This is a genomic window from Paenibacillus sp. FSL R5-0378 (genome assembly GCF_038009285.1).
GTDB lineage: Bacteria > Bacillota > Bacilli > Paenibacillales > Paenibacillaceae > Paenibacillus_AQ > Paenibacillus_AQ favisporus.
Map to the genome: position 1 here is coordinate 5,067,576 of NZ_JBBPAY010000001.1, position 25,112 is coordinate 5,092,687.

20 protein-coding genes are annotated in these 25,112 nt (G+C 52.6%); 10 read left to right on the top strand and 10 right to left on the bottom strand.

Annotated elements, in window-relative coordinates:
- Nucleotides 1-46 precede the first annotated feature (46 nt).
- Nucleotides 47-220: a hypothetical protein gene (locus tag MKY74_RS23470; protein WP_167372806.1), complete on the top strand. Its 174-nt coding sequence runs from the start codon at nucleotides 47-49 to the stop codon at nucleotides 218-220.
- Between the two features lie 59 nt (nucleotides 221-279).
- On the opposite strand, the gene MKY74_RS23475 is transcribed toward MKY74_RS23470, so the two are convergent.
- Nucleotides 280-1,044, bottom strand: a complete 765-nt coding sequence (locus tag MKY74_RS23475; RefSeq protein WP_076164369.1) for an SDR family oxidoreductase — start codon at nucleotides 1,042-1,044, stop codon at nucleotides 280-282.
- A 145-nt stretch (nucleotides 1,045-1,189) separates the two neighbouring features.
- Between MKY74_RS23475 and MKY74_RS23480 the strand changes: the two genes are divergently transcribed.
- Together MKY74_RS23480 and MKY74_RS23485 are read left to right on the top strand one after the other, a co-directional pair.
- Complete coding sequence (locus MKY74_RS23480) at nucleotides 1,190-1,738, top strand: TetR/AcrR family transcriptional regulator (RefSeq protein WP_076164366.1); 549 nt, start codon at nucleotides 1,190-1,192, stop codon at nucleotides 1,736-1,738.
- 369 nt (nucleotides 1,739-2,107) lie between these two features.
- Nucleotides 2,108-3,289 (top strand): MGDG synthase family glycosyltransferase, encoded by a 1,182-nt coding sequence (locus MKY74_RS23485; RefSeq protein WP_076164363.1) that lies wholly within the window; start codon nucleotides 2,108-2,110, stop codon nucleotides 3,287-3,289.
- A gap of 896 nt (nucleotides 3,290-4,185) precedes the next feature.
- Here MKY74_RS23485 and mnmH read toward each other — a convergent pair.
- The 5 genes from mnmH to MKY74_RS23510 all read right to left on the bottom strand — a co-directional run bounded on the left by mnmH (nucleotide 4,186) and on the right by MKY74_RS23510 (nucleotide 8,711).
- On the bottom strand, nucleotides 4,186-5,280 hold the full coding sequence (mnmH, locus tag MKY74_RS23490; protein WP_076171720.1) for a tRNA 2-selenouridine(34) synthase MnmH: 1,095 nt from the start codon (nucleotides 5,278-5,280) through the stop codon (nucleotides 4,186-4,188).
- An 11-nt stretch (nucleotides 5,281-5,291) separates the two neighbouring features.
- Nucleotides 5,292-6,347: a selenide, water dikinase SelD gene (selD, locus tag MKY74_RS23495; protein WP_144025437.1), complete on the bottom strand. Its 1,056-nt coding sequence runs from the start codon at nucleotides 6,345-6,347 to the stop codon at nucleotides 5,292-5,294.
- 218 nt (nucleotides 6,348-6,565) lie between these two features.
- The gene (locus MKY74_RS23500; RefSeq protein ID WP_084203948.1) at nucleotides 6,566-7,591 is read right to left on the bottom strand and encodes a M15 family metallopeptidase; all 1,026 of its coding nucleotides are present in this window, start codon (nucleotides 7,589-7,591) and stop codon (nucleotides 6,566-6,568) included.
- A gap of 179 nt (nucleotides 7,592-7,770) precedes the next feature.
- The gene (locus MKY74_RS23505) at nucleotides 7,771-8,313 is read right to left on the bottom strand and encodes an NADPH-dependent FMN reductase (protein ID WP_076171717.1); all 543 of its coding nucleotides are present in this window, start codon (nucleotides 8,311-8,313) and stop codon (nucleotides 7,771-7,773) included.
- Between the two features lie 32 nt (nucleotides 8,314-8,345).
- A complete protein-coding gene (locus MKY74_RS23510; RefSeq protein ID WP_244169299.1) occupies nucleotides 8,346-8,711 on the bottom strand; it encodes a globin domain-containing protein in 366 nt (121 codons plus the stop codon).
- Nucleotides 8,712-9,165: 454 nt separating this feature from the next.
- Between MKY74_RS23510 and MKY74_RS23515 the strand changes: the two genes are divergently transcribed.
- The 5 genes from MKY74_RS23515 to MKY74_RS23535 all read left to right on the top strand — a co-directional run bounded on the left by MKY74_RS23515 (nucleotide 9,166) and on the right by MKY74_RS23535 (nucleotide 19,849).
- Nucleotides 9,166-10,236, top strand: coding sequence for an Mrp/NBP35 family ATP-binding protein (locus tag MKY74_RS23515; RefSeq protein WP_076171715.1), 1,071 nt, complete (start codon nucleotides 9,166-9,168; stop codon nucleotides 10,234-10,236).
- Between the two features lie 22 nt (nucleotides 10,237-10,258).
- Nucleotides 10,259-10,498, top strand: a complete 240-nt coding sequence (locus MKY74_RS23520) for an indolepyruvate ferredoxin oxidoreductase subunit alpha (RefSeq protein ID WP_076171713.1) — start codon at nucleotides 10,259-10,261, stop codon at nucleotides 10,496-10,498.
- Nucleotides 10,499-10,614: 116 nt separating this feature from the next.
- Complete coding sequence (locus MKY74_RS23525; RefSeq protein ID WP_076171711.1) at nucleotides 10,615-11,250, top strand: helix-turn-helix transcriptional regulator; 636 nt, start codon at nucleotides 10,615-10,617, stop codon at nucleotides 11,248-11,250.
- A 452-nt stretch (nucleotides 11,251-11,702) separates the two neighbouring features.
- Nucleotides 11,703-18,176: a DUF7507 domain-containing protein gene (locus tag MKY74_RS23530; protein WP_244169291.1), complete on the top strand. Its 6,474-nt coding sequence runs from the start codon at nucleotides 11,703-11,705 to the stop codon at nucleotides 18,174-18,176.
- Nucleotides 18,173-19,849, top strand: coding sequence for a DUF11 domain-containing protein (locus MKY74_RS23535; RefSeq protein ID WP_076171707.1), 1,677 nt, complete (start codon nucleotides 18,173-18,175; stop codon nucleotides 19,847-19,849). The genes MKY74_RS23530 and MKY74_RS23535 overlap by 4 nt, the downstream gene beginning before the upstream one ends.
- A 98-nt stretch (nucleotides 19,850-19,947) precedes the next feature.
- Here MKY74_RS23535 and MKY74_RS23540 read toward each other — a convergent pair whose 3' ends face one another.
- From MKY74_RS23540 to MKY74_RS23550, 3 genes are all read right to left on the bottom strand, one after another.
- Nucleotides 19,948-20,820, bottom strand: coding sequence for a sugar phosphate isomerase/epimerase family protein (locus tag MKY74_RS23540; RefSeq protein ID WP_076171705.1), 873 nt, complete (start codon nucleotides 20,818-20,820; stop codon nucleotides 19,948-19,950).
- Between the two features lie 63 nt (nucleotides 20,821-20,883).
- Nucleotides 20,884-21,741 carry a sugar phosphate isomerase/epimerase family protein gene (locus MKY74_RS23545; protein WP_076171703.1) on the bottom strand — a complete coding sequence of 286 codons (858 nt, stop codon included), beginning with the start codon at nucleotides 21,739-21,741 and terminating at the stop codon, nucleotides 20,884-20,886.
- On the bottom strand, nucleotides 21,738-22,796 hold the full coding sequence (locus MKY74_RS23550; RefSeq protein ID WP_076171700.1) for a Gfo/Idh/MocA family protein: 1,059 nt from the start codon (nucleotides 22,794-22,796) through the stop codon (nucleotides 21,738-21,740). Before MKY74_RS23550 ends, MKY74_RS23545 begins: the two co-directional genes overlap by 4 nt.
- Nucleotides 22,797-23,029: 233 nt before the next feature.
- Here MKY74_RS23550 and MKY74_RS23555 point away from each other — a divergent pair, with 233 nt between their 5' ends.
- A complete protein-coding gene (locus MKY74_RS23555; protein ID WP_076171697.1) occupies nucleotides 23,030-23,905 on the top strand; it encodes an AraC family transcriptional regulator in 876 nt (291 codons plus the stop codon).
- Between the two features lie 230 nt (nucleotides 23,906-24,135).
- Nucleotides 24,136-24,456, top strand: a complete 321-nt coding sequence (locus tag MKY74_RS23560; RefSeq protein WP_076171824.1) for a DUF4190 domain-containing protein — start codon at nucleotides 24,136-24,138, stop codon at nucleotides 24,454-24,456.
- A gap of 136 nt (nucleotides 24,457-24,592) precedes the next feature.
- Here the strand turns inward: MKY74_RS23560 and MKY74_RS23565 are convergent, their stop codons facing one another.
- A complete protein-coding gene (locus MKY74_RS23565; RefSeq protein ID WP_076171695.1) occupies nucleotides 24,593-25,033 on the bottom strand; it encodes a MarR family winged helix-turn-helix transcriptional regulator in 441 nt (146 codons plus the stop codon).
- Between the last annotated feature and the right edge of the window lie 79 nt (nucleotides 25,034-25,112).

Here is a 25,112-nt window from a genome sequence, read left to right on the forward strand (position 1 = left end):
GACACCGGTTTCCAGGCGAACATGATAACGATGGAGGAATCTACAGATGAAAAGAATGAAGACGATCGATTCCGGGAAGCCGCAAAAGGTTTCCAGCGATCCGGTTCTCGGGGGGCGTAAATCCTGGAGCCGCAAACCGATGACACTGGTAGTCAGCAATAAGAAAGCAGAACAGCGCCGATCGTGGTGCCGAAAAGGACGGACGACGGCGCTTTTTTAATGGGAAATCAGAGAATATACATTTAGCGTATGAATCGAACCATCCAGGACGAAGCGGGATTAATAAGCCGTCCAGCCGGCGTCCGCTGTAATAACCGTACCGTTTACAAAGCTGGAATCGTCCGAGGCGAGGAACAAAGCGACCTTCGCGATTTCATCCGGCTTGCCGGTTCTTGGATTCACGCCCATGCCGGCCATCGCTTGCTGCACACCAAGCGCATTCATATCCATACTAGGCGTATCGGACATAATGTTGGTCTCCACACCGCCCGGGGCGATCGCGTTGCAGCGAATGCCGAGCTTCGCGTACTGGTAGCCGACATTTTTGGTTAAACCGATCACGGCATGCTTGGACGCCGTATAAGCTGCCCCTGCCCGGGAGCCAAACAATCCGCCGACAGATGCCGTATTGACGATGACGCCTTTTCCCTGCTTGACCATAATTGGAAGCGCTTTGCGGATCGCCCGCATCGGGCCTGTCGTATTGACGGCGAAGACACGCTCCCACAGTTCGTCGGTCACTTCGGCCGCCGCCACCATTTTATCCATAATTCCCGCATTGTTGACCAGCACGTCCAGCGATCCGTACTGATTCACTGCGGTATCGATCATATTCTGCACATCTTCTTCCTTGGCAACATTCGCGATGACCCCAACTGCGGTACCGCCCTGCTGCTGAATTTCTGCAACGACTTGGTCAAGAGAGGCCTGGGAGATATCAGCGAGAACCAGTTTGGCGCCTTCCTTAGCAAATAAAAGAGCCATTTCCTTTCCCATTCCTGATCCGGCACCTGTAATAACCGTTACTTTGTCTTGTAGCTTCATGACCAACCTACCTCCAACCTTTGAATTAGACAACACATTGTCTATAATCATTATAGCGCCCGTCCAATTTGGCGATCAAACGTCAATCTGGCCGAAAATGTCTATTTTACAGCGTTTTCAATATCATCTGGAGGATATTAGACATATGAACAAACGAGTCACCTACACCCAGCACTATCTATCCGAGGCTTTAATCAGCCTTATGGCGGAAAAGGACTACGCATCAATCACCATCCGTAACATTGTGGAAAAAGCGGGCGTAAACCGTTCGACCTTCTATCTTCATTATTACGACAAGGATGACCTGTTGAACCAAACCGCATCCGGCATTCTTACGGCGCTTCGCAGCGCGATGCGCAATCCTTCCTATACCCATGAGTCGGCCAGGAAGGATTATGAGGAATCCGGTAAACCGATTTCTTCAGCCGTTGCCTTGTTTGAGCATATCCGTCAGCATGCGGCATTCTACACCATCATGATGAATGTTAAGGATTTCCCTGTCCAGCTGGACCAGGTGATCAAGAGCGAATTGCTCGCTTTCACGACAGACGCGCTCCAGGCTTCCTTCTCCTCCGGCGGGATGATGGGGCTCATCTACTATTGGCTGAACCATCAAATGCAAGAAACGGCTGTGGAGATGGCCCTATGGCTCACGCGCGCCGCGCTGTATCCGCTGAATCGGCCGGAGGCGTAACCCGCAGGACCGACCTTTATCCCCTTCTGCACCCTTCTCAATGAATGCTAGCCGAACTTGATCACAAACCTATGAATCCAGTTTCTATAATCCATTTGCAGGGCTGCCGTGGCTCTCAAGCGTCTAATGAATATGATGTCACTGGTCAACGGCAGTGAAGTGGATCGTGAGCAGCGCCCCCCCGACTTAAGTCCAGTTTGAGACTGGTCCACGGGCCGTTTTGTTTGAACGCATGAAAGCATACACTGTTACTATAGCAGGTTCAATTACATAAGCTTACCCACTTATAACATAAGCAAACTTTTTTATAGAAACGAGGCTCGCTCTCTAGCGAAGCCCAAAATTAATCTAGGTAGAAGGTGAACAATCGTGCAAAAGAAGCGTGTACTCATATTATCCGAGGGATTCGGCAGCGGTCATACCCAGGCGGGTTATGCGCTGGCTGCTGGCATGAAGGAAATTCAACCCAATGTGCATACGAAGGTAATCGAGCTTGGCTCTTTTCTGAATCCTACCGTAGCTCCATGGATCTTGTCGGCCTACCGTCTCACGGTAAGCACCAATCCGGCCCTTGTCGGCATGCTTTATCGAAAACAGCATGACAAACCGCTGAAGCGTCTGACCGCTTTGGCGCTCCATAAATTGTTCTACAATCATACGGCTGATGTGATCCGTCAGCTGAGACCCGACCTCATCGTCTGCACCCATCCGATCCCCAGCGCAATCATCGGACGGCTGAAGGCTTCCGGACTGGACGTTCCGCTCTGCACTGTCATTACCGATTACGACGCACACGGCTCCTGGATGAACCGTCAGGTGGACCAGTTTCTCGTATCGACGGAATCCGTCCGCCGGATTTTGTTGAAACGCGGGGTTCATCCAAACAGCGTGAACGTAACCGGCATCCCGGTCCATCCGACGTTTTGGACGAAGGAAGATAAAGCGATTGTAAGGCGGAAGCTGAAGCTGAAAAACATGCCGACAGTCTTCATTATGGGCGGAGGCTGGGGATTGGTCGCAAACAAGGAGCTGTTCTACCAGCTCGCCCAGTGGAAGGACCGCGTACAGCTCGTGTTCTGTGTTGGGAATAACCAGAAGCTGCTAACCAAATTAAAGAGCTCGCCTGCATTCTCGCATCCGAATATCGTAGTGATCGGGCAGACGAAGGAAGTCAGCAAATGGATGGATGCCTCCGACCTGCTCATTACAAAGCCGGGCGGGATGACCTGCACCGAAGCGATGGCCAAAGGGCTGCCCATGCTGTTCTGTGAGTCGATTCCGGGCCAAGAGGAGAAAAACTGCGAATATTTTGTCAGCGGCGGCTATGGGGAAGTCCTGAGCCCGCTTGTCCTGGACCGGTGGCTGCATGCCATCAGCTCCGGCGGTACCGCTGCCGCACCTCACGGCTTCCGCATGAGCCCGTACCATTCCGCTCCACGCGAGGTTTACCGGCCGGAACGGTGCGCGGAGGAGCTCGTAGAACTGCTGAACGCACGCACGGCCGGCGCAAGACCGGCGGAGCTGCGACGCAGTCTCTGGGCCAGCATGTAACGCTGATCCGTGCTTACGATCATAAGAAAAACATCTATCGACGTAACTTCAAAGAAGACAGACCGCGTTCAGCTGAAGTTTTTCTTGCGAGATCAGGAAGCAGAGCTCCGAAACTTATACTTTTCTGATCTCTTAAAAAAAACGTCTATCGACGTACCTTCAAAGAAGTCAGACCGCGTCTAGAGGAAGTTTTTCTTGCGAGATCAGGAAGCAGAAGCTCCGAAACTTATACTTTTCTGATCTCTTAAGAAAAACATCTATCGACGTAACTTCAAAGAAGACAGACCGCGTTCAGCTGAAGTTTTTCTTGCGAGATCAGGAAGCAGAATCTCCGAAACTTATACTTTTCTGAACTCTTAAGAAAAACGTCTATCGACGTACCTTCAAAGAAGACAGACCGCGTTTAGCTGAAGTTTTTCTTGCGAGATCAGGAAGCAGAAGCTCCGAAACTTATACTTTTCTGATCTCTTAAAAAAAACGTCTATCGACGTAACTTCAAAGAAGTCAGACCGCGTCTAGAGGAAGTTTTTCTTGCGAGATCAGGAAGCAGAAGCTCCGAAACCTATACTTTTCTGATCTCTTAAAAAAAACGTCTATCGACGTACCTTCAAAGAAGACAGACCGCGTCTAAAGGAAGTTTTTCGTGCGAGATCAGGAAGCAGAAGCTCCGAAACTTATACTTTTCTGATCTCTTAAGAAAAACGTCTATCGACGTAACTTCAAAGAAGACAGACCGCGTTTAGCTGAAGTTTTTCTTGCGAGATCAGGAAGCAGAAGCTCCGAAACTTATACTTTCTGATCTCTTAAACAAAGAAGGAATGCGCTCATCAGCGCATTCCTTCTTTTTGCAGTACACGTGGTGAACCAGTCCCCTGGCCCTTCCCATTCCTAACATTTTATACGGATTGATGCTTTTTCACTTGTACATCTTCCGCCGCTGCCTGGACATGCTCTTGGTCTCTCTGAATCCGTTCCTCGACCAGCTGTACCGCCTGCTCAACCGACTTGATGGCAAGTACCGGTTCCTGATGAAAAGCTTCGCCGTAAGCCTCGGTAGTATGCGCATATCTCGGATCGTAATAGTATTCCAGCAGCAGTCTCACAGCTGCCCCATAATTTCCTTGCTGCATGCTGAATTCGATTTCCTGGGCGATCGGCGTATGAATCCGCGACTTGATCTTTGAGAAAGCAAGCAGGCTTTCCGCAGGATACTCCCACGGGCGGTAATCGTCCAAAATGTGCTTCACCCGCAGCTCAACCGGCGCTTCGAGCACGATATGCCGCCCCAGCTCTTTCTTCTGGACCAGAAATTCAGGCAGGACCACCTTTCCGATCCGCTTGCTCTCCGCCTCAAGCAGAATGTACGGAGAATCCTGATATCGGATCAGGGACTCCACCAGCAGGGCATCGAAGGTCTTCTGGTTGCTGCTCTTCAGGCCAATCTCGCCGAAAATGGAACCGCGGTGCCCCGCCATCCCTTCAAGATCAACGACCGGGTAGCCCCTCTCCTGCAGTTCCCGGAGAATCAAGGTTTTCCCCGTTCCGGTGTTGCCATGGATCACGTACACGTCCGGAGCAAATTCCATGCTCTGAAGCGTGTCGACCACCCATTTCCGGTAAGTCCGGTAGCCGCCTTCAAGCCGGTGTACATGAATGCCCATCAGGGACAGCACCGTCGCCGTCGTACGGCTCCGCATGCCGCCGCGCCAGCAGAATACCGCCTTATTCCCTTGAATTTCAGCAAATTGCTTTACGAAGGAAGGCAGCTTTGCGGACACAATCTCGAGGCCCCGCTCCTTTGCAGCCTGGGTGCTCACCTGCTTGTACAGCGTGCCGATCTCCGCCCGCTCTTCATCATTGAAGAAAGGGATGTTGATGCTTCCCGGAATCGTTGATTCCGCATACTCGGACGGGGACCGGACATCGATGACGGTGATTTCATTTTTCGCTCTCAGTTCATTAAGCTTCTCGATCTGTATATCCTGAAACATGATACAGCTCCTTACTCAATCACAATTTGCCCGCTATGTTTTGCGGTAACCTCACCTATAAGTTTCGCTTCCACGCCGGCATCCACCAGCTCCTGAAGCAGACGCTCCGCTTCATCCGGGCCTACGGAAATGAGCAAGCCGCCGGAGGTAACCGCGTCGCACAAAATGTACCGGTCCGTCTCGTCCATCGCTTCCGGGAAAATCACATGGTCCTGCACATGCGCATAGTTATTTTTGGATCCGCCTGGAACCAGTCCCTGCTCCGCAAGCTCACGAACCCGCGGCAGGACGGGAACATCCTGCTTGCGAATCCGGATTTCCACCCCGCTGCCTTTGGCCATCTCAAGCGAGTGGCCCATTAAGCCAAACCCGGTGACATCGGTGCAGGCATGGACTTCATAGCCGTCCATAATTTCTGCCGCTTTCTTGTTCAGCGTCGACATGACCTCCGTCACCCGCCGGATTTCTTCCGGGGTGAGCTGATCTTTCTTGATTGAAGTAGTCATGATGCCCACGCCGATCGGCTTGGTCAGGATGAGCTTGTCTCCGGGCCGCGCTCCCGCGTTGCTTCTTACTTTATCAGGATGCACCAGTCCGGTGACCGATAAACCGAATTTCGGCTCTTTGTCGTCAATCGAATGTCCGCCAACGAGCGTGGCGCCCGCTTCCTTGACTTTGTCCCCCGCTCCGCGGAGAATTTCGGTCAGCACGCGTTTATCCAGCGTGGAGATCGGGAAGGCGACGATATTGAGCACCGTCAGCGGTTTTCCGCCCATCGCATAAATATCGCTTAACGCATTCGCCGCGGCGATTTGACCAAAAGAATACGGATCATCCACGATCGGCGTGAAGAAATCAAGCGTCTGTACAAGCGCCAAATCGTCATTCAGCTTGTATACGCCTGCGTCATCGCTCGTATCGAGCCCGACCAGCAGATTCGGATCATGCGCTGCCGGCGGCAGGCCGCGAAGCACCTGGCTCAGATCGGCAGGGCCGATTTTACAGCCGCATCCGCCCTTGCTGGAATAAGATGTTAACTTAATATTCAAATCGGAATCCATAATCATGACACAACCCTTCTATATTCAACATTGGCATCAGCCTGATATTTTGTTAAACCCGCAAATTCCATCGTACACATCGCTGAAAAAAAACGCAAATGAGCCTTGCCCTGGTGCGATACAGCTTCCATTTGGACAAACCCAACAAAGAACAGCAGAATGTCATGATCAGAAGCATAAACTGGGCTCCCTTCATAACTTTCTGCTGTTTATTGCAGCCTGCTTTATCTGGATACCGGAACCGCGCTTCCAAAGTACTGCTCGAGCGTGATATCCTTCTTCGTCACGTCTTCGGCAATGTCTTTGCCGACGTAGCGGATATGCCACGGCTCGTATTTGTAGCCGGTAATCGATTCTTTTCCTTCCGGATAACGGATTATAAAGCCATATTCGTAAGCATGGTCAGCCAGCCATTTCGCTTCCTTCGTGCCGGCAAAGCAGCTCTCTGCGGCGCATTTGCCATCGGTTCCCGACACGTCGATGGTCAGACCGGTTTGATGCTCGCTGTGGCCCGGCCGAGCGCTGTAGGTATCCGCCGCTTTGACGCCGTCCCGATCCACATAGTTATTATACAGCGTCGTCTGACGGGATTCGGAACGGTAGCCCGATACACCGGCCAAGTATACGCCGTCCTGCTTGGCAGCGTCAAACAGCTCTTTCAGAGCATCTGCAGCCACTTTGCGCATTTTGCGCTTATCTATTTTTTCCGAAAACGTGAAAGGCACATCCGGATAGACGAGATCCGGCGGAACGTAACCTTCCGGCAAACGGTACGTTTTGTTGACGAGTACCGTATCGCTCGTCGGATTGGATACGACATGCTCAACGTCGTACGTATTGACAAAATCACTGCTGGAAGGCGCACCGCCAGTCTGCTCGTCTGCTCCCTTTCCAGTGTCCTGGCCTGAATTGCCGCCGGTTGCAGCGGAATCCTTGCCATCATCCGGTTGTCCGGCATTCTGACCGGTCGTGCCGTCACCGTCGCCTCCCGTTGCATCGCTGCCGGTACCGCTCGTGCCTTCCGTATCCAATGTGCTGCCGTTATCCGATGCAGTATCTCCGTCTCCGCTCGTGCCTTCCGGATCTACTGTACCGCCATTATCGCTTTGGTCTCCGCCGCCCTGCTGGGCGAGAGCCGGAGGATTCTGTACGGTCGCCTCATCCTTGGCCGTTCCTCTGCTGTTCGCAAAATAGATCAGCGCGCCGCCGACAATGATGACCGCGACGATCAATGTTGCCCATTTTCGCATCTGTTCACCTCAAATAATACCGCGTGATTCAAGACCACGGCTTTCTATCAGTCTATAAATCTATCATACCCGGATCTATTATACGACATATTGGAGGAAGATACGACAAAAAAAGCCCCGATCTTTTCGATCAGGACTCATCCAACGCTAAAATATGTACGCTCCTTAGGGGACAGGCCTTATTCCGAACCTTTCAGCCGTTTTTGCATAAAGACAAGCTCGTGGGCCAGCCGCTCAATCCGCTCCAACACGTTCGGATCCGTAATCTCTTTATATTCGTTAAAATGATCATCATGGACGTAGACATAGCCTGGTGCCACATAAGAACGGAAAAATCCAGCGATCGGCTTCAGCTGGTTCTCAATCACCAGATAATGCTGGTACGTTCCGCCTGTGGCGACGAATCCTACGACCTTTTGCTGCAGCGCCGTGACCGGAATCAGGTCGAACAGGTTTTTCAGCACGCCGGACATCGACGCCTGATAGATCGGTGTGCCGATCAAGCAAAAATCGCTGGAAATGACCGCATCGATCACTTTTTTCGTGTCGCCAGTATATGCCGCTGGATCGCGTCCGTCACAGAACTGCACATCGTAATCTTTCATATCGAGCAGCTCCGTCTCCACATCGGGATACTGCTTCTTGACCTCTTCCAGCACTTTGTTCACCACAAGAGCCGTCTTGCTGCCGATGATCGCGCCAGATATTCCAACCAGCTTCATGATGTTAACTCCTTTTCTGTTTGTAGTTTTCCTTAATATTCGACTTCGCTTTCATCCGTATTGACGAAAAAGAATGCGGTCATCGCAAGCCGCTCCATCATTTGCTGGCGCAGCATTTCATCCTCAATAACCTCTTCCATGGCCTGCTGCATGCAGCCGATCCAGGCTTCCGCGCGCTTTGGCGTGATGGCAAACGGAAGATGCCTAGCCCGCATGCGGGGATGGCCCATCTGCATCGTGTATAACTGAGGTCCTCCGAAATACTGGGTCAAAAACATTTCCTGCTTCTTCATGACAGGCAATATATTCTCCGGAAACAGCGGAGCAAGCAGCGGGTGCTCCACCACTTTGGGATAAAAGGCTTCCACCAGCGCCTTCATCGTGTCTGCCCCGCCCATTTGCTCATAAAAAGACGTCGGGCGCGCTTCCCGGTTCCCCTGATCCGCCCGTTGTCCGGGATCCTGATTCATATTCGAGTCCAATGGGGAATTGAACCTCCCTTCACGGGTGTGACCACCTAATTAGTAAACATAAACGTATACTAATTATTATAATTGAGCGTTCCCTTTGTCAATACTTGTTCCGTAAATATTCTTTACTTTATATACATATATGTTGACTATATTACCCGTGTGAACTACAATTACTCTGATAATAGTACATACCTGTTCTGTATTGGGAAAACACGACGGGAACAGATCCGTAAAAGGGCTCGAAATCGCCGGTTTTATCTACAGGAGGTCTGTACTGCTGTTTTGAGCCATACTGTAATAGGGATAGAATGGACTGAAGAAACTTACGTTTCATGCACCAGTTCAATCTATCATAGATAGAGAATGAAGGTGATCAACCATGACCAAAGAAGACCTGGTCGCTGCCCTGACCCATTTGAAAGACCATGAGCATGAGCGCCCCCTTGCTGAGCTCGGCTTGATCCGCGATATTACAATCAATAAGGATCATGCCGCTCTATCGGTCCTTCTGGATCCCGACATGTCCGCAAGCAAAGAGAGCATCGGGGAACAGATTGTCAGCGCCTTGAAGGGAATCGGCATCGCGGACGTGCATATCCGGTTTAAAGCCATTTCAAATGAAGAAAAAAATGATATTATAGCAATTAAGCTGAATAAATCGGTACGCCGTGCACCAACGCTGATGAATTCCCCGCTCGTCGCCGCCGATTCTGGCGTAACGTTCATCGCGATCGCCAGCGGCAAAGGCGGTGTCGGCAAATCTACGGTAACCGTCAACCTGGCTGCGGCACTGGCCAAGCAGGGTAAACGCGTAGGAATCATCGACGCGGATGTCTATGGTTACAGTATTCCGGAAATGATGGGAATTCATGATCTTCCGAAGAAGCATAATAACCGAATCGTACCGGTAGAACGGCACGGAATCAAGGTTATTTCGACCGGATTTTTCGTACAAGGCAACAAGCCCGTCGTCTGGCGCGGCCCGATGCTGGGCAAGATGCTCAGCACGTTCCTGAATGAAGTGGAATGGGGTCAGCTCGATTTCATCGTGTTGGACCTTCCTCCGGGCACAGGTGATATTGCCTTGGATGTTCACAATAAAATTCCGCAGTGCTCGGAAATTTTGGTGACCACGCCCCACCCTACTGCCAATCATGTTGCTGCAAGGGCCGGTGAGATGGCGATTCAGACCAACCATCCGATCCTCGGAGTCATCGAGAACATGTCTTATTTTACCGACCCCTCCGGTCAGCGGCATGATCTGTTCGGCACAGGCGGCGGAGCTGCTCTCGCGGAGCAGCTCAACACCAGGCTGCTGGCCGAGATCCCGCTTTCTGCGCCCGGCCAGTCGGCGGACCCGGAGAAGTCCCCGGCCGTATTCGGGGATGACAGCGAGCAATGGCGTATTTTTATGAATTTGGCTCAGAGAATTATTAACCATGATATTTAATTAATTTGAAAGGGTGAAACAAATGTCTTATGTAATTACTTCGGCCTGCATAGACGAAAAAGCGGCTGATTGCGTGGATGTATGTCCTGTCGATTGTATCGAGGAAGGTCCGGATCAATATTTTATTGACTCGGATATTTGCATCGAATGCGGTGCTTGCGAAGTTGCCTGCCCGGTAGGTGCGGTATACTATGATACCGATCTTCCGGAAGAAGAAAAACATATGATCCAAAAAGCGGAAAACTTCTACAAATCCAAATAATTGACGATTTGCGATTGGTTCAGCCTGTTGATTTCCAAATCGACAGGCTGTTTATACTTTGAATTCATTTTTACAAAGAAATGTATGGCCCGGATCAGTGAATAGGCGGTGTTAACATGAATCAACAGCTGGATATTTCAACCAGGGACAAAATACTGCAGATGCTGAAAACCAAAGGCGAACTCAGTGCAAAGGAAATTACGGAGTTTATTGGTATCACCAGCATGGCGGTCAGACGCCATATCAACACGCTAGAAAAAGAAGGCTTGATCGAATCCAAGACGATTCGGCAGCCGATGGGAAGGCCTTCCGCGATCTATCGTCTGACAGAGCAGGCTGAAGATTTTTTTCCCAACAAGTATCATTCGCTTACGCTGGATCTTCTCGGGGAACTCGAGCAGGATGCAGGGACGGAAATGGTGAACCACCTCTTTGACCGTCGGGGCGAATCGCTGCTGAAAAACCATACCGGTAAAATGGAAGGCAAGGACTTTGCCGAAAAGGTCGAACAGCTGGCCGAAATTCAAAACGAAAACGGCTATATGGTTGAGCTTCAAAAAAACAATGAAGATGAATATACCTTATTCGAGCATAATTGTCCGATATCGCAAATTGCGAAAAAATACAATCATGCATGCGCCTGCGAGCTGAAGCTGTTCGAATCGCTGCTTGGGGCCGAGGTATCCCGCGACGAGTGTCTCGCCATGGGCGACCGAAAATGTGTCTATAAAATCCGCAAAGCCCACCGATGATCCGCAAGGTCTGCCACAAACCTCTCATTTTGGATGAGATCGCTGTGTGTGGATAAGCTTGCGGATCTTTTTTGTGCGATCGGAATGATAAGTTTTTTTATTTCAGCCCCGCAATTTTACATACCCCCGGTTCATTCTTCATACCTTGAATTGTGCCATTCTGTTATTCAGGTCCTTTCTTTCGTCTCTTCCGGATTTGACACAAAGGGGGTGATCATATTCCTCTAATCGTTAGAGCAACTTTCAATGCTACGGGAGCGATCACGTTTACCGGGAATACCCTCGGGCTCAGCCGATCGGACACGACGGGCGTTCCGGGAACGCTCGACAGTATTGGCGCGTTTGCGACGACCAACACCAGCTCGGTTTTTGGAAGCTATCCGGCAGGAACGACGAACGCTTTTCAGAGCAACAGCTCTTCAGCTGTATTATCCCTTCCCACTGGAAGTACGGTGTTATATGCCGAACTGATCTGGGGCGGATCTTACATTATTTCAGGCAGCGTTAATCTCAGCAGCTCAATTAACAATCCCGTTACGTTTATTACGCCGGCAGGAACGAACAGCGTTACTCCCGATCCGGCAACCGCCAATTCCATAGATTTCGGAAACGGAATGACGGCGTACGTCCGGTCCGCGAATGTTACATCGCTGGTTCAGCAAGGAGGTGCAGGTACTTATACGACCGGCGGCGTTGTGGGAACCATCGTCATCGCTAACGATCCTACAGGTAATCACGCCGGATGGACGCTGGGCGTCATTTACCAGAATCCCTCCCTTCCCTTCCGGAACATGTCGATCCGTGCGGGCGCCGTCCTGGTTCAGGCCAACTCCGACCCGGTTACGACGACCCTGACGGGGTTTGCTACCCCGGTTTCGGGCGCGCTGGGCGGCAGAGCGCTGTTCAGTGCCCAGGAAGGCGATGCCAACCGGACCGGAGATCAGGCGTTGTTCGGCCCGACATCTAACACGGCTTCAGCCTTGTCAGGCCCCAACAACTTTGCCAACAACTTTTTCGCATCCCAGATTAACAACGATGCTGGCCAATTGAATACGACCGGGACGTTCGGGACCCGCAATCAGACCAACGGCGCGCCCGGAAGCAACATCATTGGGGGACGTCAGGGCTGGGATATCACGAATGTCGACGTCTCCTCCCGGCTTGCCAACAACCAGTCATCAGCCGTACTGATCCTCACGACCTCAGGAGATGCTTATGCGGTAAACGCGAATGCCATTCAAGTGGACATCAACGCGCCGGCCATCACCGCAGCCAAGAGCACCAGCACGACGACTGCCGTTGTCGGCGATGTCATCACGTATACGGTGACGGTAAGCAATACAGGTACCGCTAATGCCAACAGTGTTGTCCTTTCGGATACACTGCCGGCGGGACTGAGCTTCGTCAGCGGCAGCGTAACGGTTGGAGGCGTATCCCGCCCGACCTACGATATTGTTGCAGGAGCACCGCTAGGGACGTTAAACTTTGGCACTTCAGTAACGGTCACTTATCGGGCAACGGTAACGGCACAACCATCCACCAACCAGTTAGTCAACACAGCGAACGCCTCCTTCTCCTTCCAAAGCGTTGCCGGCGGGTCGACGATTACCGGCGTAATCCCATCGAATGCGGTCACTGTTACCGTCGTGTCGCCTGCCCTTACGCTGACCAAAAGCTCCAACCGGACCAATGCGACGGTAGGCTCCACCGTTACATACACCATTTTGGTGGCCAATTCCGGAAATATCGCCGCAAATGTCACGCTCACCGACAACATCCCGACAGGCAGTTCCTTCGTTACCGGCACGTTTACGGTTAATGGAACCGTCATTGCAGGGGCGAATCCGGCGGCAGGCGTTGCGATTGGCAGTATTGGTGCGGGATCATCTGCGACGGTAACGTTTCGGGTACAGGTGAACTCTCTGCCTTCTCCACCGCAGTTTGTCGACCAGGCCGTTGCTGCATATACGTTCACGCCTTCAGCGGGAAGAACGATATCGGGTTCTGCATCGTCGAACACGCTCACGCTCCCGGTAACCCTGCCGAATATTACGGTTACGAAGAGCGCTAATTTCTCGGATATTGCTGTAGGAGAGACGCTCTCCTATACGTCTGCAGTAGCCAATAACGGTACAGAAGCCGTAACGAATGCTGTATTCACCGATGCCATCCCTTCCGGTGCCGCCTTCGTACCCGGCAGTGTAACCGTCGGCGGCACAGCGGTGACATCAGCTAATCCCGCCAGCGGCGTATCCCTGGGAACTCTGGCAGCAGGAAGCTCCGTTGCGGTAACTTTTCAGATTGCTGTTCAATCCGTCCCCGCATCCGGGGCCTTGTCGAACCAGTCGATCGTAGCGTACAGCTCAGGTGCCTTTCAAGGGACGGCGGTGTCGAACACGATGACGACCCCCGTCTATCAGCCGGTCATCACGATTGCCAAAAGCGCCTCAACCTCAAGCGCCACGGTTGGCGACACGATTACGTACACGCTTTTGGTTCGGAACAGCGGGAACCGGGCAGCCCAGGTTACACTAACCGATAACATTCCTTCAGGAACCAGCTTCGTAGCGAACTCGGTTACGGTTGGAGGGGCGGCAGTGCCAGGGGCCACTCCAACCGGAGGCATAAACGCAGGGACCGTGGGAGCAGGGGGCTCCGTTACCGTCACTTTCCAGGTCGTGCTGAACTCGCTCCCTTCTCCGCCGTCGCTGGCCAATACGGCAGCAGCCAGTTATAACTACCAGCTGCCAAGCGGGCGCAGCCTGTCGGGATCGGCGACCTCCAACACGCTGACGATTCCGGCCTCGGCGCCAAACGTGACGGTGGTCAAGAGCGCCAACACGTCGGCAGCAACCGTATCGGACGTTATAACCTACACCATTACAGCGACCAATAACGGGATCGGGCCTGTGAGCAATGTCATCGTATCGGACCCGATACCAGAGGGGACATCGTTGATCAGCGGGAGCGTGACGGTAGGCGGAACCCCGGTTCCCGGCGGAAATCCCGCGAGCGGCGTGTCCGTCGGATCTTTGGGTGCAGGGGCCTCTGCCGTCGTAACGTTCCAAGTCCGCGTCAATTCCCTGACAGGCACAGGGCAGCTGAGTAACCGGGCCAGCGTCGCTTTTACGTCCGGCACCTTTGGCGGTACCTCCCTGTCCAACACGCTGGTCATCCCCGTCTTCTTGGCGCTCATCAACATCGTGAAATCGGCCAGTACGCTAAACGCCACGGTCGGAGACACGTTTTCCTACCAGTTTCAAGTAAGTAATATCGGCAACACGGCTGCTGCCGTCACGCTGACTGATAACATTCCGCCTGGCTCCGTATTTATTGAAAACAGCGTGCTCATTAACGGCAATCCCGTTCCAGGCGTTAGTCCCGTGACCGGAATCCCTCTGGGTTCTCTCGCGGCAAGCACTGCGGTGACGGTCAGCTTTGTTGTTACGATTACTTCCCTGCCCGCTTCGAGACAGCTTACGGATCAGGCGGCGGCATCCTATACATATACATTACCGGGCGGCAGGCAAGTTACGGGATCTGCAGCGTCCAATACAGTAACGATTCCTGTAGCGCTTCCGAACGTTAGCGTTGTCAAAACAGCCTCGAGGCCGAATGTTGTCGTTGGGGACGTCCTGACTTTTTCAAGCACGGTCACGAATAACGGAACGTCCAATGTCAACAACGTCAATCTGATCGACAACGTCCCTTCAAACGCTTCGTTTATTCCTCAAAGCGTAATTGTTAACGGTACTTCGCGCCCGTCAGCAGTTCCGTCCGAGGGCATTTCAATCGGTACCCTGACCCCTGGTTCTGCGGCTACCGTAACTTTTGAGGTGAGGATAACCATGCCGATTCCATCGCAAATCAACAACCAGTCAACCGTAAGCTTTACATCTGGCACGTTCTCAGGAACCGCGTCTTCGAACATTACGACGACGCCTATCATACAACCGCAAATCGCTGTGACCAAAAGTGCCAATACGAACAATGCCACCGTCGGGGATTCCGTTACGTACACGGTAACGGTCAGTAATAGCGGCAATCTCGGAGCAGCGGTTACGCTGACGGATACGATTCCGGCTTCGACTACGTTTACTCCCAACAGCGTCATCGTAAACGGATTTCCAATACCGGGCGCGTCCCCGGCAGCCGGCATCGATCTAGGGACTCTCGCGCCCGGAGCAAGCACAGTTGTGACGTTTGTGGTGGTGATCAACTCGCTGCCGAGCCCGCAATTCATCACGAACCAGGCGACGGCCAATTTTACGTATACGCCGCCTGACGGCAGGACGCTAAGTGGATCGGCATTATCCAACACCGTTACGATTCCCGTATCCGCGCCGAACGTGAGTGTGGTCAAAACGACGGCCACGACTTCGACGACCGTTGGGGATACCATCGTCTACTCTGTGGCGGTCACCAATCAAGGGATCGAAACGGTCAACAACGTCCAGTTTACCGACAGTATTCCGGCGGGCGCGTCATTTGTGACCGGCAGTGTAACGATTAACGGCACGCCTGCCCCAACAGCGAATCCGTCCGCCGGCATTTCGCTCGGACCACTAGATCCCGGCGCCACTATCACGGTAAATTTCAGCATCACCGTAAATTCCGTTCCCGTCAGCGGGATCATAAGCAATCAGGCAACTGTCACGTTTACGTCAGGGAGTTTCTCGGGACTTGCCAACTCTAACAGCGTGACCACTCCGGTATTCAACGCCGTGCCAACTGTGGCCAAGACGGCAAGCACCGCAAATGCCACTGTAGGCGATACCGTCACGTATACGTTCTCGATCGGAAACACAGGAAATTATCCTGCTCAGATCACGTTAACGGACAACATTCCGTCAGGGACTATTTTCGTCGCAAACAGCGTTCTGGTTAACGGGGCACCGATTCCGGGGGCAAGTCCTAGCACGGGCATACCTGTCGGCGTCGTCAATCCGGGACAGGCGGCGACAGCCGTATTTTCGGTTAATATCACTTCGCTGCCATCCCCGCAGCAGATTGTAAACCAAGGCGCCGTCTCAGGCACTTTTATTCTTCCGGACGGCCGTTCCTTTACCCGGACAGCCGTATCCAATATACTGACCATCCCGGTATCCGCTCCCAACGTTACGGTCGTCAAAAGCACGCCGTCAACCGCGCTGACGGTCGGCGATACGGCGACTTACACGACGACGATCACAAACAACGGTATTGAAACGGTCAGCAGTGTCTTGTTCACCGACCCGATTCCGCCAGGTGCCGCCTTAGTGCCCGGTTCCGTCACGGTCGACGGTGCACCCCGGCCTGCGGCCAATCCGGCCACAGGCATCATCATCGGCACGATTGCTACTGGGGCCACGGTTACTGTGTCTTTTAACATCACGGTGACCTCCCTTCCAACGCCTGCTCAGCTCGCAAATACGTCTTCGGTCAGCTTTACGTCGGGTACCTTCTCTGGGGTCACCTTCTCCAATACCGTTACCACTCCGGTATTTCAGCCGATCTTCACTGCGCAAAAGACCGCCAACACGACCAATGCAACCGTCGGTGATACGGTCGTATTTACTGTTAGCATGAACAATGCAGGCAATTTCGGCGCGGCCGTCACCTTAACGGACACACTTCCTGCCGGAACGACTTTTGTGCCAAACAGCGTAATTCTCAACGGCCAGCCGATGCCGGGAGCCGATCCGGCCGCGGGAATTCCCCTTGGTGTTATCGTGACAGGTGCCGTCGTCACGTTCTCGGCAGTTATTGATGCGGTACCGCCGACCCAGCAGCTGACCAACCAAGCGACCGCAGCCTTTACCTTCACGCTCCCGGACTCCCGGGTCATCAATGGCTCCTTTGCCTCCAATACGCTGTCGATTCCGGTATCTGCGCCAAACGTCGCCGTCGTCAAAGCTTCCGGTGCTGCTGAAGCTTCGGTGGGCACGGTGGTTCCTTATACCATCACTGTAACCAACAATGGAATTGAAAATGTCACCAATGCAGTCTTCTCGGATATGATCGCCGCAGGGAGCCAGTTTGTAACGGGCAGCGTAACGGTTAACGGAACAGCCCAGCCCTCGGCCAATCCGGCGGCTGGCATTCAGCTGGGTACGATCGCCCCTGGTGCAGTAGTAACCGTGACGTTTAACGTAACCGTCCTGTCCATCCCTGACGACGGCAACCTGACCAACCAATCGTCCGTAACGTTCAACTCTGGCGCATTCACCGGCACCGCGTTCTCCAACGTTACGTCCGTCCCTGTCTATCAGGCAATGATCAGTGCCAACAAAACGGCCAATACGACGAACGCCACGGTTGGAGATACGATCGTCTACACGGTAACGCTGACGAATACAGGTAACATTGCGGCGGCAGGAACATTAACCGACCCTGTTCCGAACGGAGCTGTCTTTGTCCCTAACAGTATTCAGGTAAATGGCGTGCCGCTGCCAGGTGCGGACCCGTCAACCGGATTCTCCGTCGGCACAATCAATCCTGGCCAGACCGTCCAAGTGACCGTTACCATGGAAGTGACGGTCGATACTCTGCCAAACCCGCAGCAGCTCGTGAACCAAGCAACCGTAAACTTCTCCTTTACACGTCCGGACGGGGTGGTCGTTACCGGAACTTCCCTATCCAACGTGCTGACGATTCCGGTCTCGTCGCCTGACGTTTCCGTCGTCAAAAGCACACCGTCCGTTGACGCGGTCGTCGGAGACATCATTACGTACTCTATTGCCGTTACAAATAACGGAATCGAAGCCGTCAACAACGTTGTGCTTGTTGACCCGGTACCGACAGGTTCGGCGTTTGTACCAGGCAGTGTTACGGTCGCCGGAACGCCTAGACCGACCGCCAATCCGAATACAGGCATCACAGTCGGCATCATCGGGGCTGGAGACACCGTGATCGTGACGTTCCAGGTACAGGTGACGACCCTATGAAGTCCGGGCTGACATCTGATTTTATTTTAAAAAATCAAACCATGGTCCGCTTTAGCGTTGGTGGAGCCGAGTCGGTAGCCTACTCCAATACCGTCGATACGCCATGGATCGGCCCGCTGCTGAAGTTCAGCAAGTTTGTCCAAAATAGCGTCGTTTCGCTGAACCAAATGGTGACCTACAGCTTTTCAATACGCAATGATGGCAACCGCGAAGCCGGCTTGATATTGTACGATCCGCTGCCAGCCGGTTTGTCGTTTATTCCGAATAGTGTCTTGAAGAACGGCGCCCCCGTCCCGGGGGCTCAACCCGGTTTAGGTATCGATCTCGGCATGCTGGGGCCTGATGCTTCGGTGTATGTTGTGTTTCAGGCGATCGTGGTGGCGATCCCCCCATCGCTGCAAATCACCAATGAAGGACGTGCTGAGTACTCGTTCCAATCCCTCGGGGGAAGAACGGTACGCGGCTCCATCGCCTCCAACCCGGTGACGCTGTCCGTGCTACCTTCTTCCGTATCGCTAATCGCCGACATCAGCACCTTCCAAACGTTTATCGGGGATATACTGTTCTACGAACTTCTGGTGACAAATCAAGGGAGTGTACCGCTATCCCAAGCGGTGATCTTTATTACGCTCCCACCGGGATTAACATTTGTACAGGGCAGTGTCGTCATCAATGGCGTCCTGTACCCGGACGTGCAGCCCGAAAATGGAATTCCGATCGGAACGATCGCTCCCGGCGCTTCCATCCGCATCAGGGTTAGCTTAAGAGTAGGGATGGTGGACACTGATTCCGTGGTCATCCAAAGCTGCTTGAAGTATTACATTGATGGGATGGAGTATAAGGCCATGGCCAATGAGCTTCAAGTGAACGTGATCGACCCTGACGTCAGTCTCAGCAAAAAGTCTAACAGAAACCGGGCAACCATCGGCTGTATGATCGGTTACGAATGTACGGTGCAAAATACGAGCAACCAAGCGGTAGATGCGACGCTGCAGGATGCGTTTCCCCAGGGATTATCCCTCGTTCCGGGCAGCGTCCGGCTAAATGGTCAAAACTTGGAAGGGTCACCATTGATGGATGGGCTCTTCCTGGGGACCCTTTCTCCGGGGCAGCAAGTAAGCATCACTTATGAAGCAAGCGTTGACCCGTTTATACCGTCTGCAGCCCCGCTGCGCGTACCAAACGAAGCAACCGTATCTTACGCCTTCCACCTGCCCGACGGCCGGATCGTCCGCCAGCGCACCTCACCTGAGACGGCCATGGTTGAGCTGCTGGCCCCCAGCCTGACCGCAACGGCTCATGCCGCCCATTACGTACTTGAGCCAGGGGATGAACTGCTGATTACCGTCAAACTGTATAACAGTGGAAGCTTAGGAGCGTCCGTGGTTCTCATCGGCTGGATGCAGGATCCCATTCTTTTTCAGGCAGGCACCGTGATCGTAAACGGCAAAGCGGTTAATCCTCCCCAGGATGTCCTGTTGGGCTCCGTGGACCCTGGCGGTTCACTGACGTTCAGGTATACAGCCAAGGTTCCCGATCCGGTGGACGGACAGCTTGAAGAAATAAACGGCTATTTTCTGTTCCGGACCCTGGCGGAAGTCGACGGATGCGTCTATGAACGGGAATGGGTATCCGAGACGCTCAGCATTGCCGTCAACACAGAAGATGAATAAAAGTAAAAAACAGCGAATGCCGATCCTATCGATCGCATTCGCTGTTTTGTCATTCGTTCATTTTTCGAGGAGTGGTTCATACATTGCCAAGTGGCTGATTATCCCCGGAACTGCTTCAAAAATTGCACCGCTTTGGAAATGTCCGCCTCCGGATCCTCCCCGACCTCGCGCTCAATGGTCAAGTATCCTTGATAGCCGATATCTTCCAGCGCCTGCAAATAGCTCTGCCAGTTTACGCTGCCTTCGCCCAGCGGCACTTCGCGGAAATACTGCCCTTCCCCGGGAACAAATGTATTGTTCTCGTTGGCCGGCGGCTCGAAGCCAAGTGTCTCATAGATGTAATAAGCAGGTACTTCTTTTAAACGGATACCGTCTTTAGCGTGGGTATGTACGATGTAATCCTTCAGGTTGTGCACCCCTTCAGCCGGATCGTCGCCGGTCACCATGACCATGTTTGCCGGGTCGAAGTTGACGGATACGCCTTTCGAGCCAAGTCCGTCGAGGAAATCCTTCAGTCGTGCGGAAGGCTCAGGGCCTGTTTCGATCGCAAAGAAAGCGTTCATGCTGGTGGCATAAGAAGCCAGTTCCTCGCATGCATCGTGCATCGTTTGGTAGATTTCGCTGTTTTTGTCCTCCGGTACAAGTCCGATATGCGTCGTTACTACGCTGGTTCCGAGTTCTACCGCCAGATCGAGAATCCGCTTGGACTTCTCGATTTTCTCCGCGTTGACCGTCTTATCTTGGAAACCGTATCCGCCGAGGTCGCCCACGAGCGCCGAAATTTCCAGTCCCAAGGACTCGATATAGCTCTTCAGTTCCTTGCGCTGCGCCGCAGACAGGTTAGCCGGATCCATTTCACCGCTCACGGCATAGATCTGCACGCCGTCCGCTCCTACCTTCTTCGCCTTGGCCAGTCCTTCCCGGACCCCGACCCGGAAGCTGTCGACAATAACGCCGATTTTATTGTTCATTCCAGTCACCTCTCCCTTGTTTATGCTAAATCATTTAAAAGATTGGCTGCTTTGATTCCTGGCCTATACCTCGTTCCAGAAGCGTTTGACGTTCTCCAGGCCGATTTTTGTCCCCTGAAAGCTGTCTTCCATTCCTTCAAACTCGATCGAGAAATACCCGTCAAATCCGGATTCCTTGATGATCCGAATCGATTCGCGCAGGTTGATGTCTCCGTGCCCCGCAATGGCGCCTCTCAGGAAATTCCCGCTGGCCGTGCGGAACCAACCGTCACCCGGATTAAGAGCGGCTGGCCGCAAATAAAAGTCCTTGATGTGCACCATGGAAGCATAAGGAATGTTGTTCTTGACGGCGGCCACCGGATCTTCGTCCGCGCACATAAAATTGCCCACGTCCAGCGTCGTCCGGAAGTTCGGCCGGTCCACGGCTTGAACCAGTGTCTGTACCCTGTCGCTTGCCTGGATATAATAGCCGTGGTTTTCCACGCTTGTCGTAATGCCATACTGCGCCGCATAATCGGCGATTTCGCGGCATGCCTCCGCCAAACGTCCAACCTCCTGGTTAAACTGTTTGATGGACGTGTCTTGGCGGCTGGCTACGTCATGGCGCATCAGCTTCACGCCAAGGCGTGCGGCGATGTCCACTTCTCCTTTGACGCGCTCGATTTCCTTACGGTAAGCCTCCTCGGTGTCCACAGCGAAGTTAGCGCCGATCGCATAGTTGGATACATCAATCCCGACTTCCTTCGCCTTGGCCACGATCTGATCCACGAGCTCCGGATTCCCGGTCAAGGTGTATCCGATCGGAACGATTTCCACGTGTTCTCCGCCCATCTCGGCGATTTTCTCAATCGCGCCCAGAACCGTGATTTCACCCGATTGAATCGGACGGTACAGGCTGTATGTGCTTACTCCGATTTTCATAGCTGAATTTCGACTCCCTTCTCAGAGGATTCGTAAATGCCGTTCAGAATCTTCATCATTTCCACGCCGTCGTCGACCGTGGCGATCGGCTCCGTGCCGTTTTTAATATTTTCGATAAAATGATTGATTTCGTTTTGGAACGCGGCGGCAAAGTTAAAGCCTTTATGGTCCACCTGCGGCTCGATGTTCAGGATCGTATCGTTTTTCTCCGTGACGATGACCAGAGCCGGATCGATTTCGAAGCCGCCGTTCGTACCAAACAGCTTGATCGCCGCTTCATCCTGCTTCGCATGCAGGGAAAAGCTTACGTCCACGAGCAGCGACGCTCCGTTCTCAAAACGGATCAAGGCGTTCGCCATATCTTCTACGGTGTTTTTGCTGGCGTCATAGTCGGCCGCTTTGTAAAAAGAATAGTTCTTCACATGGCTGCGGTTGCCCAGCTTATGGTATACGTTGCCGGACACCGATTTCACTTTCGGCTTGCCCATCATATACCAGCACAGGTCAATTGCATGCACGCCGATGTCGATCAGCGGCCCGCCGCCGGAGCGCTCCTTGTCGGCGAACCAGCCGCCCGGATTGCCTACACGGCGCAGGAGCGAGGCTTTGGCGTAGTACAGCTCACCGATTTCGCCGCTCTCCATAAAGCTCTGCAGCACTGCGACGTTCGGGTCAAAGCGGCGCACATAGCCCACTTGGAACACCTTTCCGCCGGCATGCGCGGCTTCCTGGATCTGAAGCGCTTCCTCAACCGTTCTGCACAGCGGCTTTTCCACCAGGACATGCTTGCCCGCTTTGGCGGCCGCAATGCTGATTTCGGCATGCTGGTTGTTCCACGTGCAGATGCTCACGGCATCGACTTCAGGGTCAGCCAGCAGTTCATGATAGTCGGTATATGTTTTCTGAGCTCCGTATTTCTGGGCAGCGGCCTTGGCTCTTTCCCCGTTCAAATCGCAGATCGCCACGATCTCCGCCTCCGGGTTGTTTTGATACGAGTTCAAATGGGACTCCGAAATGGACCCTGCTCCGATTACAGCTACTCTTACTTTATCCATGCGTTTTCAACTCTCCTTTTGGTTCTCGCATTTGGCTTCCAAATGTAGATTGAACCCGTGCAGCCCTTCCTGCGCGTGAATGTCACCCATAAAAAGGCAAGCACGATCAGGCCATTAAGGTGTAAAAAAATTAGTTCAACCTATATATATTGAATTATAATAAGAACAGGCGGAACTGCCATGAAGAGCTATGCTAATAATTTATCTTATTGTGCGATTTTGAGGTGACTTGGATGGATAGACCCCTTGCTCTGCTGGAGCCGATGGATATGCCCGACCGTTTTTTTCCGATGAAGATCCATTATTGTACCGCCAAGGAATACGGGAAAACGCTGTTTACCCACCATTGGCACAACCATATGGAGTTTCTGTATTTTACCAAAGGCTCCGCGCTCATCGAGCTGAACTCGGTTCCTTATGAAGTTCAAGCGGGTGAGATGGTGGTCGTGAACAGCAACGACCTGCATTACGGGGTGTGCCTGTCCGATGATTTGGTCTATTATGCGATGATCGTCGATATCAAGCTGCTGCAGAGCCAGACGCCGGACGCCGTCGAAACGAAGTTTATTACGCCGATTACGCAGAACCAGATTATGTTCGCCAGCAAAATTTCCGGCGATCCGGAAATTACCGAGTGCGCCACGTCCCTGATCCGGGAAATGGACGAACGGGAACTCGGCTATGAGCTGTCGATCAAATCCTATCTGTACCGTCTGCTCGCCATACTGCTGCGCCGCTACGGCAAAGATACGCTTTCTCCGGAAGAGAGCCTGTACAGGCTGAAAAATTTGGAGCGGTTTACCCCTATTTTCCAATATATTGAGGAGCATTACCAAGAAGAACTGTCCGTCGATCTGCTTGCCGGACTGGCCGGTCTCAGCCGTTTTCATTTCAGCCGCCTATTCAAGGAGCTTACGGCGCGTACGGTAACTGAATACGTCAATACGCTTAGGATCAACAAATCCGAATACCTGCTGCGCAATTCCAGAATGAACATTTCGGAGATTGCCCTGTCTTCCGGTTTCAAGGACATCTATTATTTCAGCCGGGCCTTCAAAAAATACAAGCATGTATCCCCCTCGGAGCTCCGAAAGAGCTTCAGCGTATAGAAAGCACTGGCTTCATGAATGCTTCCTGTGTTCAGATAAAACAGGTAAACGTGCGTCAAATCTGGGAATTTCGTCCGAAAAAATATCGACAAATACGTCCGGCTAAGTGATAATAGACATGTTAAGCAGAATATATAAACATAAAGCGTTCTGCCAAATGCAGGAGGAGGAAATCACAGTTGGATCCACATTCACCAGACCCGTATCAACATTTTCAGCCGCAGCCGCCAATGACGCCGCCCAAGACGAATGGCAAAGCCATTGCCTCAATGGTGCTCGGCATCCTAAGCGTAATGATTTTGTACATAGGATTTATCCTGGGGATTCTGGCGATCATCTTTGCCGCCCTTTCTTTTAAGGAACTCAAACGGGGGTATGAACAAGGAAAAGGCATGGCGATTGCCGGGCTCGTGTGCGGTATTATCGGCGTGCTCCTATGGGGCCTGATTCTGCTCTTCGTCGTGCTCGCGGTCGCGTTCTTCGGGTCGGATATCGACTCGTCCACTTTATATGACGTTATGTCTACCGTACCAAGAGTGAAAACGGCATAACTCCCGTCCAAACGGGTACACAAAAAGGAATGAGGCATCCCGTAGCCCATTCCTTTTTCTGTTTTAAAAATTTTATGCGTTTTTCTGCGCTGTTTGGCGTTCCATGTCAGAGCGCAGCGTTGCTCGGCCGGCTGATTTATGTCAATCCCTTCGTCTCCGCGACCGCATTGGCGGACATGATTTTTAATTTGCGGATCATGTCATCGGTCTCCTCGGAGCTCAGGCCGCTCGAAATGATCTCCGTCCACGCCTTCAGCTTCGACCTGATAAACTTCCGCTTCTCCAGCCCTTTCTCGGTCAGGGTCACCAAATATGCCCGGCTGTCCTGAGGATCCCGGATCCGCTTGACATAACCGAGCGCCTCCAGCCTGCTGATGGCCCGTGCTGTCGCCGCTTTGTTGATAAACAGGTTGGCCGACAGCTTCTCCTGCGATACCCCGTCCTCGATATACAAGTTGACCAGGAAAATGTACTCCGACGAATTAATGTCATACTCCTTCAATTCCCGGTTCAAATAGATTTGAAACTGGCGGTGCAGCACCGATATCCACCTGGAAACACTGCCTGTCTCCTCCATTACTCTTCACCTCGAAATAATTGTTTACTAATCAACTACATATGCTGAAGTATACCTTGATTTATCGGCTTGGTCAATG

Excerpts from the sequence above, each read along its gene's own strand:
- MKY74_RS23470 (WP_167372806.1), top strand. The coding sequence starts at position 47 with ATGAAAAGAATGAAGACGATCGATTCCGGGAAGCCGCAAAAGGTTTCC.
- MKY74_RS23475 (WP_076164369.1), bottom strand. The coding sequence starts at position 1,044 with ATGAAGCTACAAGACAAAGTAACGGTTATTACAGGTGCCGGATCAGGA.
- MKY74_RS23480 (WP_076164366.1), top strand. The coding sequence starts at position 1,190 with ATGAACAAACGAGTCACCTACACCCAGCACTATCTATCCGAGGCTTTA.
- mnmH (WP_076171720.1), bottom strand. The coding sequence starts at position 5,280 with ATGTTTCAGGATATACAGATCGAGAAGCTTAATGAACTGAGAGCGAAA.
- selD (WP_144025437.1), bottom strand. The coding sequence starts at position 6,347 with ATGATTATGGATTCCGATTTGAATATTAAGTTAACATCTTATTCCAGC.
- MKY74_RS23500 (WP_084203948.1), bottom strand. The coding sequence starts at position 7,591 with ATGCGAAAATGGGCAACATTGATCGTCGCGGTCATCATTGTCGGCGGC.
- MKY74_RS23505 (WP_076171717.1), bottom strand. The coding sequence starts at position 8,313 with ATGAAGCTGGTTGGAATATCTGGCGCGATCATCGGCAGCAAGACGGCT.
- MKY74_RS23510 (WP_244169299.1), bottom strand. The coding sequence starts at position 8,711 with ATGGGCGGGGCAGACACGATGAAGGCGCTGGTGGAAGCCTTTTATCCC.
- MKY74_RS23515 (WP_076171715.1), top strand. The coding sequence starts at position 9,166 with ATGACCAAAGAAGACCTGGTCGCTGCCCTGACCCATTTGAAAGACCAT.
- MKY74_RS23520 (WP_076171713.1), top strand. The coding sequence starts at position 10,259 with ATGTCTTATGTAATTACTTCGGCCTGCATAGACGAAAAAGCGGCTGAT.
- MKY74_RS23525 (WP_076171711.1), top strand. The coding sequence starts at position 10,615 with ATGAATCAACAGCTGGATATTTCAACCAGGGACAAAATACTGCAGATG.
- MKY74_RS23535 (WP_076171707.1), top strand. The coding sequence starts at position 18,173 with ATGAAGTCCGGGCTGACATCTGATTTTATTTTAAAAAATCAAACCATG.
- MKY74_RS23540 (WP_076171705.1), bottom strand. The coding sequence starts at position 20,820 with ATGAACAATAAAATCGGCGTTATTGTCGACAGCTTCCGGGTCGGGGTC.
- MKY74_RS23545 (WP_076171703.1), bottom strand. The coding sequence starts at position 21,741 with ATGAAAATCGGAGTAAGCACATACAGCCTGTACCGTCCGATTCAATCG.
- MKY74_RS23550 (WP_076171700.1), bottom strand. The coding sequence starts at position 22,796 with ATGGATAAAGTAAGAGTAGCTGTAATCGGAGCAGGGTCCATTTCGGAG.
- MKY74_RS23555 (WP_076171697.1), top strand. The coding sequence starts at position 23,030 with ATGGATAGACCCCTTGCTCTGCTGGAGCCGATGGATATGCCCGACCGT.
- MKY74_RS23560 (WP_076171824.1), top strand. The coding sequence starts at position 24,136 with ATGACGCCGCCCAAGACGAATGGCAAAGCCATTGCCTCAATGGTGCTC.
- MKY74_RS23565 (WP_076171695.1), bottom strand. The coding sequence starts at position 25,033 with ATGGAGGAGACAGGCAGTGTTTCCAGGTGGATATCGGTGCTGCACCGC.